The 7,124-nt window shown below is 53.2% G+C and carries 7 protein-coding genes; 5 read left to right on the top strand and 2 right to left on the bottom strand.

The window, feature by feature from the left end; genetic code table 11:
- Positions 1 to 136: 136 nt before the first annotated feature.
- Positions 137 to 1,255, bottom strand: coding sequence for a peptide chain release factor 2 (gene prfB / locus WMO24_RS01375; protein WP_349214341.1), 1,119 nt, complete (start codon positions 1,253 to 1,255; stop codon positions 137 to 139).
- Positions 1,256 to 1,450: 195 nt separating this feature from the next.
- Here prfB and WMO24_RS01370 point away from each other — a divergent pair, with 195 nt between their 5' ends.
- The 5 genes from WMO24_RS01370 to rpsR all read left to right on the top strand — a co-directional run bounded on the left by WMO24_RS01370 (position 1,451) and on the right by rpsR (position 4,462).
- On the top strand, positions 1,451 to 2,392 hold the full coding sequence (locus WMO24_RS01370; RefSeq protein WP_349214339.1) for an RING finger protein: 942 nt from the start codon (positions 1,451 to 1,453) through the stop codon (positions 2,390 to 2,392).
- Between the two features lie 19 nt (positions 2,393 to 2,411).
- Positions 2,412 to 3,287, top strand: a complete 876-nt coding sequence (locus WMO24_RS01365) for a UTP--glucose-1-phosphate uridylyltransferase (RefSeq protein ID WP_349214338.1) — start codon at positions 2,412 to 2,414, stop codon at positions 3,285 to 3,287.
- Between the two features lie 138 nt (positions 3,288 to 3,425).
- Positions 3,426 to 3,725 carry a 30S ribosomal protein S6 gene (gene rpsF / locus WMO24_RS01360; RefSeq protein WP_349214336.1) on the top strand — a complete coding sequence of 100 codons (300 nt, stop codon included), beginning with the start codon at positions 3,426 to 3,428 and terminating at the stop codon, positions 3,723 to 3,725.
- Entirely contained in the window at positions 3,725 to 4,180 is a 456-nt protein-coding gene (locus tag WMO24_RS01355; RefSeq protein ID WP_349214334.1) for a single-stranded DNA-binding protein, read from the top strand. Before rpsF ends, WMO24_RS01355 begins: the two co-directional genes overlap by 1 nt.
- A gap of 18 nt (positions 4,181 to 4,198) precedes the next feature.
- Positions 4,199 to 4,462 (top strand): 30S ribosomal protein S18, encoded by a 264-nt coding sequence (gene rpsR / locus WMO24_RS01350; protein WP_349214333.1) that lies wholly within the window; start codon positions 4,199 to 4,201, stop codon positions 4,460 to 4,462.
- Between the two features lie 100 nt (positions 4,463 to 4,562).
- Here the strand turns inward: rpsR and WMO24_RS01345 are convergent, their stop codons facing one another.
- Positions 4,563 to 7,115 carry an InlB B-repeat-containing protein gene (locus tag WMO24_RS01345; protein WP_349214331.1) on the bottom strand — a complete coding sequence of 851 codons (2,553 nt, stop codon included), beginning with the start codon at positions 7,113 to 7,115 and terminating at the stop codon, positions 4,563 to 4,565.
- Positions 7,116 to 7,124 lie beyond the last annotated feature (9 nt).

Here is a 7,124-nt window from a genome sequence, read left to right as displayed (position 1 = left end):
TTCATTCTACCACAGGGGGCTGTATGAACTCCTTTTTATTTCCCTAAAGTGTTGCACTTGATAGTATAATTCACCGAATAAAATAAAACCCGGACGGCTGAGCCGTCCGGGTTTCTTTATTTGAAAATGAAAAATTTTATTTTGCAAGCTCACCTTTGCTGGCCGCTTTCAAATATGCATTGATAAAGCCGTCCAAATCGCCGTCCATCACCGCGTTCACATTGCCGTTTTCATATCCGGTGCGATGATCCTTGACCAGCGTATAAGGCATGAACACATAGCTGCGAATCTGACTGCCCCAGGCAATCTCTTTCTGCACGCCCTTGATATCGCTGATTTTATCCAGGTGCTCCCGTTCCTTAATCTGATACAGCTTTGCCGCCAGCATTTTCATACACATATCGCGGTTCTGAAACTGGCTGCGCTCGTTTTGGCAGCTGACCACAATGCCCGTGGGAATGTGGATCAACCGAACAGCGGAAGATGTCTTATTGATGTGCTGGCCACCTGCGCCGGACGAACGGAACACTTCCATCTTGATGTCCTCCGGCCGGATCTCGACAGTGATCTTATCGTCCATCTCCGGCATGACCTCCAGAGAAGCGAAGCTGGTGTGACGGCGTCCCGACGCATCAAACGGAGAGACACGTACCAGGCGATGCACTCCGTTTTCAGAACGCAGGAATCCGTAGGCATTGTGCCCTTCCACCAAAATCGAAGCGGACTTGATGCCGGCCTCATCTCCGTCCAGGTACTCCAGAACCTTTACATTCCAGCCATGGCGCGCGGCAAAACGGGAGTACATCCGGTACAGCATGGACACCCAGTCCTGTGCCTCGGTACCGCCGGCGCCCGCATGGAAGGTAAGAATGGCGTTGTTTCCATCGTATTCCCCATTCAGCAGCGTTACCAAACGCATTTCTTCCACTTTTTCATTCAGCTGTTCCACGCTGGTCTGCGCTTCTTCCGCCAGCGCTTCGTCGCCGTCTTCCTCGCACATTTCCAACAGCGTCTGCGCATCACTGAGCATCTCCTGCAGTGCACGATAATCCTCGATGCGCTGTTTCAATTCGCCCATCTCTGCAAATACCGCACCCGAACCTTCCGCATCGTTGTAGAATTCCGGGCTGGCGCTGCGCTGTTCCAACTCTTCCAGACGCAGCTTGCTGCGTTCAATGGCAAGCGCATCCGCCAAATCTGCCACTTCCGGTGCAAGCTCGGACAGCTGACGCTTTACTTCATCTAAAATAACCATAATTTCCTCTCTTCAGCAGGGTTTTGAAACAATGTCATACCCAAATATTATAAAAGATTCCCCTTCGGTTGTAAAGAGGGTGCGATTGGTTGTTATCTGCGAATTTTTCCTGTTTTTCACACTCTTTTCTTTGCATTTTTGCTCCTGATGCGGTATAGTATGGATAACAGTATCTTGAGGAGGATCAGCTTTAACATGATTGACTATCAAAACTGCCATTGCAGCAGTTGTCATAAGCCTCTGCACGAAGGAGACGACATTGTCGTTTGCCCTGAATGCGGTGCCCCCTACCACCGGGCCTGTTACGAAAAAGAAGGTCACTGCGTCTTCTCCGAAAAGCACGGGACCGGCTTTTCGTTCGACCCGCCCAAGCCCAAGGAACCGGAAGGGATTCATTGTCCGGCCTGTAATGCCCTGAACCAGAAAGACAACATTTTCTGTGAACGCTGCGGCCGCCCTCTGCGCGGTGCACAGCCCATTGGAACTCCTTACGGACAGAACTCCGAAGCCGAACAACCTTATCCGCCCATGGGAATGCCTTTTGGCTCCCCGATGTCCGGCCCGGCCGCGCCCACGCAGAAAGAATATGACGGAATCGATGCCGCAACCTGGTCTGCTTTTATCGGCAGCAGTTCGCAGTATTATCTTGCCCAGTTTTCCCGCATGGACCGGCTGAACCGCAAGACCAGTATCTGTTGGAGCGCTTTGATTTATGCCCCCATGTACTTTTTCTACCGTAAAATGTGGGGCTGGGGCGCTATTTCGCTGGCTCTTTCCATTTTGTTCAGTGTTCCGTCTTATCTGGCAGTCTTCCAGTCCGCCGGCCTTCCCATCGGTTCTATCCTGTCTGCAAGCGCCCTGGAAGGTCTTGCTTTGATTTGCTTTGTTCTCAATTTTGCGAGTTCTGTATTTTTCGCGCTGTACGCCTTTTATCTCTATCGACGCCATGCGCTGAAAAAGTTGCAGGCATTACAGAAAGTGACCGCTTCGCCGGTCCAGATGGTACAGTCCGCACAGCATGAAGGCGGCACGTCCGTGCTGGGAGTTGTCTTTTTGTTTGCTCTTGTTGTCACGCTGAACTCCCTGATTGTTTCTGCGGTCGGCCCCACTCAAATGATGAACTATTTTTACGGCTGAGTCCGGAAAGGAGAATAAAATGCAGAAGATCCGCAAAGCTGTCATTCCTGCGGCCGGTCTTGGCACCCGTGTACTTCCCGCCACCAAGGCTATGCCGAAAGAGATGCTTCCCATTGTGGACAAACCCGCGATTCAATACATTGTAGAGGAAGCGGTCGCCGCCGGGATCGAACAGATTCTGATCATCACCGGCCGCGGCAAAGGAATCATGGAAGACCACTTTGACCGTGCCCCGGAACTGGAAGCAGCGTTGAACGGCAACCCTGCCAAAGCCAAAATGCTGGAAGATTGCCTGGGCATCGCCAATTTGGCAGACATCTTTTTCCTGCGTCAGAAAGAAACCAAGGGGTTGGGGCATGCCATTCTGAAAGCGCGCCCGTTTACCGGCGACGAACCTTTTGTGGTTTTGTATGGGGATGACGTCATTATGGGTGAAGATCCTGTGGCTGCACAGCTGTGCCGTGCCTACGAACAGTACGGAAAACCCTGTGTAGGAATCAAGCAGGTAAGCCGGGAGGCCATCCGCAAATACTCTTCCCTGAAGGTCGATCCTTTGCAGGACAACCTGTACCGCGTGACCGATATGATCGAAAAACCGGCACCCGGCCAGGAAATGAGCCTTTATTCCATTCTTGGACGTTGTTTGCTGACGCCGGAAATTTACGACATTCTGGAAAACGCCCAACCCGGCGCAGGCGGTGAGATCCAACTGACCGATGCTATGGCGGTCATTGCACGCAATGGCGGCATGACGGGTGTGGACTTTACCGGCAAACGCTATGACATGGGTGCGAAGCTGGGTGTAATGCAGGCGCAGGTGGAAACCGCACTTCGTCATCCGGAAATCGGTGAAGAGTTCAAAGCTTACCTGAAGGAACTGGTCCGCACATTGTAATGGATAAAAGCGAGTGAATTTGGCAAGAATAAGCTTGACAAATTCACTCGCTTTATTATATAATAAATTGCTTGCTAAAATTGCAAGCAGAATCCTTACCCCGCAAGGGGTCATATGTCCAGAAGGAGGTGCACAGAAATGGCAAAATACGAAACAATGCTGGTTACCAGTTCCACCCTGGATGAGGAAGCTACCGCCACCCTGGTTGGCAAGTTCAAATCCCTCATCGAGAAGAACGGTACGATCGATTCTGTTGACGAGTGGGGCAAACGTCGCCTGGCCTACCCCATCAACGACGAAACCGAAGGCGTGTACACCATCATCAGCTTCACCAGCGGCCCTGATTTCCCCGCTGAGCTGGACCGTGTGTACAAAATCACCGACGGCGTGCTGCGTTCCATGATCGTTGCGAAACCCGAAGCTGAGGAGGCAAAATAATGCTGAATGTGATTGCTTTGATGGGCCGCCTTGTAGCTGACCCGGAATTGCGCCACACCCCCAACGGGATTGCGACATGTACGTTCCGCATCGCGGTTGACCGCAGCTTTGTACGTGCCGGCGAAGAGCGTAAGGCTGACTTTATCGACATTGTCGCCTGGCGCCAGAGCGCTGAATTTGTTTGCAAGTATTTTCATAAAGGCAGCCTGATTGCCGTCAACGGCAGTTTGCAGACCCGCAATTATGAAGATCGCAACGGAAACAAACGCACTGCGTATGAAGTGGTCGCGGAAAACATTCACTTTGCGGAAAGCAAGGGCTCTTCCAGCGGCAGCAACTATGCTGCGCCGGCCGCCCCTGCACAGCGCCCCGCACCGACCGAGCCTGTGAGCTATGCCGCCGGGAGCGCGGATGATTTTGCCGTCATCGACGACAACGAAGATCTACCATTCTAATAAAGGAGGACCTGTCTCATGGCTTTCGATAAAGAGCGTCAGGACACCCGTGCAGGTGGCCGTCCGCAGCGCCGTGGCCGCAAAAAAGTTTGCAGCTTCTGCGTTGATCGTGTGGACCACATCGACTACAAGGATGTTCCTCGTCTGCGCAAGTACATTTCCGAGCGCGCGAAGATTATTCCCCGCCGCGTTACCGGTACCTGCGCATATCATCAGCGCGAGCTGACGGTTGCGATCAAACGCGCCCGTCACGTTGCGCTGCTCCCCTATGTGAGCGACTAATTTTATGCACGGCATGTCCCTTTGGACATGCCGTTTTTGTTGCATAAAAAAGCCGCTGGCCAAAGAGCCGGCGGCTTTTCTCTATTGTGTTTTGCGATTATCAGCGATCGTCATCATCCAAATCATCATCGGAATTCATATCCAGTTCACTATACTCATCCGAAGGATCCGAATCATCTTCGTCGACATAGCGAGGATACTCTTCGTATTCCTCATACCCGGAATCCGATTTCTTTTTGCGCACCGCCATAACAATGATGACTGCTGCAATCGCCGCCACCAAGAGTGCAATGACAATCAGCAAAATCGTAGGCACTTTGCCATTCTTATTCCGGGTTGGCGCAGTCGTGCTGTCAGAAGATGCGCTGGAACTGGGCGCAGTGCTGGACGAAACAACCGGCGCACTGCTGGACGAAGAAGAGGATGTCGAAGACGAAGACGAACTCTTGTCCGAAGAAGAAGAACTGCTGGAAGAAGCCGCTTTCACCGGACGGAATGTGACCGTCAGCGAATGCGGGCCAGATACGTTTTCAAACGTATAACTGGTACGCGAGCCGAAGTCTGTCACGTCCACGCGTACATTGGCCACTTCATATCCTTTTTTGGGGGTAAAGGTAAAGGTCTGGTTACTGCCTGCTGCCGCCTGCATGCTGGTGGGGCTGACCGTTCCGCCCTCACCGGCGATGACCTCAATGGAATACGTTCCGGGATTGGACGGCGCCGGGGTGCTTGTTCCCGCCTTTTCGGTAAAGATGACCGTGCACTGCGAAACCGCATCCTGGTAGCGAGCATCCCCTTTTACGCGTGCGAAGCAATAGTACGGTGTTCCCGCTTTCAAGCCAGTAAATGTGGTGCCAGCCTGCCAGTTTGTCACGGCATTGCTGTCGTTTTTCTCGCACACGCCATACTCAACCGTACCGCCGCCTGCTCCGGGTGCAGCTGCCTCCAGGACAATGCTGTCCGCTCCGCCTGCTTTTCCCTTGGGCGCATTCATGGTACGCACAGCCTTTTTCACAGTGACGCTGCTCCCCTCGGAAATCGCGTCCTGGTACTGGGTATCTCCCGTCACGCGGGCAAACACATAATAAGTGGTATCTGCCGTCAGATTTTCAAACGCTGTTCCCGTTTGCCACTGTGTTACTTTGTCTGCTTTGTTCTCCGTGGCAATGCCATATTCGATTACGCCGCTTCCTGCGCTGGGAACAGCTCCGCTCACTTCCACACGGCAAACGTCCTTGGCGGTCGCCGTCGGTTTCGACAGCGTACGGGAAGCCTTGGGAACCACAATGGGGCCTGTGGAAGAATAGGCCTGACAATATTCCGGGTCACCGCTCACGCGAGCAAACACATAATAGGCAGTATCTGCCGTCAGCCCCGTAAAAGTGGTTTCCTGCTGCCACTTTGCTACTTTGGACGCATCATTTTCCGTTGCGACACCATATTCCACTGTACCGCCGCCCGCACTGGGAACCACCGTCTGCAGAGACAGGTCCAAGTTGGTGCCAATCTGCACCACCGGAGCGGGAAGAGAACGAGTGATTTCGGTTACGCGAAGAGGACTTCCCGCACTCTGCCCGGGCATTGCCTCACCGGTCATCGCGCCAAAGTCCACATAAATCACAGTGTCCCCGACGGTGAAGCCCGCATCTGCACCACAGCGCTCTACCGTCAATTCGGCAGTGGCTTTCTGCCCGCTGACCACCGCTTCCGCTGTGCCGAGCTTTACGCCTTGTCCGCCGATCTCCCCCATCCAGAACGTAGCTGTGCCATTGGATGTACCCGCAGGTACACGCGCCACCGCCGTGATCTTCAGCCCGTCTGCGAAAGTAAGCTCACTTGCGGACAAAGTCACTTGGATCTGGGCATCTGTAACAGGGGCGTTTCCTGCCGGCTGCGTCCCCTTCCACTGACCGTAATTATAAATCGTACCCTGGTTTTTCACTACGCCGTTGTTCTGCACCTGAACCGATTTTGCAACGGTTAAACTGGCGTTCTGTGAGATGGTCAAAGTCTCTCCCTTGTCAATCGTCAGATTCTGCGAAAGAATCGGCGTACCGTACACCGTGCCGGCCTCTTCTTCAAACAGAATGCCGTTCCAACCGGATGTATCTTTTTTGCAGATAATTTCCTGCGTACGTGCCACACCCTGGAAAGAGGCATCCAAACCGAATGTTCCGGTTCCGTCAATCATCCCGGCATCCAGTGCACCAGTCCCTGAAAGCAGAAGCCGGGCTTTTTGACCAACATCTGCTCCTTCATTCAGAAGGTTTGAACCGGACAGTGAACAGGTCACGCTGGCACCGTCTTCCACTGCCAGCGCAAAGGTATCCGCCTGATCGATCGAGATGCTCACGTCTTTCAGCACGAGCTCCGCCTGTACTCCATCCGCCACGCAAATCGCCGCTTTGGGCGCATCTGCCAATGCATTTTCCAAAGAACCTTTCCAAGTTCCCGTTATCTCGTAAGAACCATTTTCGCTGATAACCAGCTGACCGTTTTCATCTTTCTGCACGCCAGCCGTATTTCCTGTAATACTCAATCCGTTTTCCTGGATCGTTTTGGGCTGATCCGCCCAGGCCGCAGTTCCCAGGCAGGCCGCAAGCATCATGCCCGCCGCCAACGCAGCCGCTTTTTTCATCCAGCTTTTCACCATACGACACAT

It is taken from the genome of Ruthenibacterium intestinale (assembly GCF_040096265.1).
Classification (GTDB): domain Bacteria; phylum Bacillota; class Clostridia; order Oscillospirales; family Ruminococcaceae; genus Ruthenibacterium; species Ruthenibacterium komagatae.
Note: the sequence above shows the minus strand (reverse complement) of the source record. Positions and strands in the feature narration are given on the sequence as shown.

Coding starts and splice junctions, on each gene's coding strand:
- WMO24_RS01355 (WP_349214334.1), top strand. CDS start 3,725: ATGCTGAATGTGATTGCTTTGATGGGCCGCCTTGTAGCTGACCCGGAA.
- rpsR (WP_349214333.1), top strand. CDS start 4,199: ATGGCTTTCGATAAAGAGCGTCAGGACACCCGTGCAGGTGGCCGTCCG.
- prfB (WP_349214341.1), bottom strand. CDS start 1,255: ATGGTTATTTTAGATGAAGTAAAGCGTCAGCTGTCCGAGCTTGCACCG.
- WMO24_RS01345 (WP_349214331.1), bottom strand. CDS start 7,115: ATGGTGAAAAGCTGGATGAAAAAAGCGGCTGCGTTGGCGGCGGGCATG.
- rpsF (WP_349214336.1), top strand. CDS start 3,426: ATGGCAAAATACGAAACAATGCTGGTTACCAGTTCCACCCTGGATGAG.
- WMO24_RS01370 (WP_349214339.1), top strand. CDS start 1,451: ATGATTGACTATCAAAACTGCCATTGCAGCAGTTGTCATAAGCCTCTG.
- WMO24_RS01365 (WP_349214338.1), top strand. CDS start 2,412: ATGCAGAAGATCCGCAAAGCTGTCATTCCTGCGGCCGGTCTTGGCACC.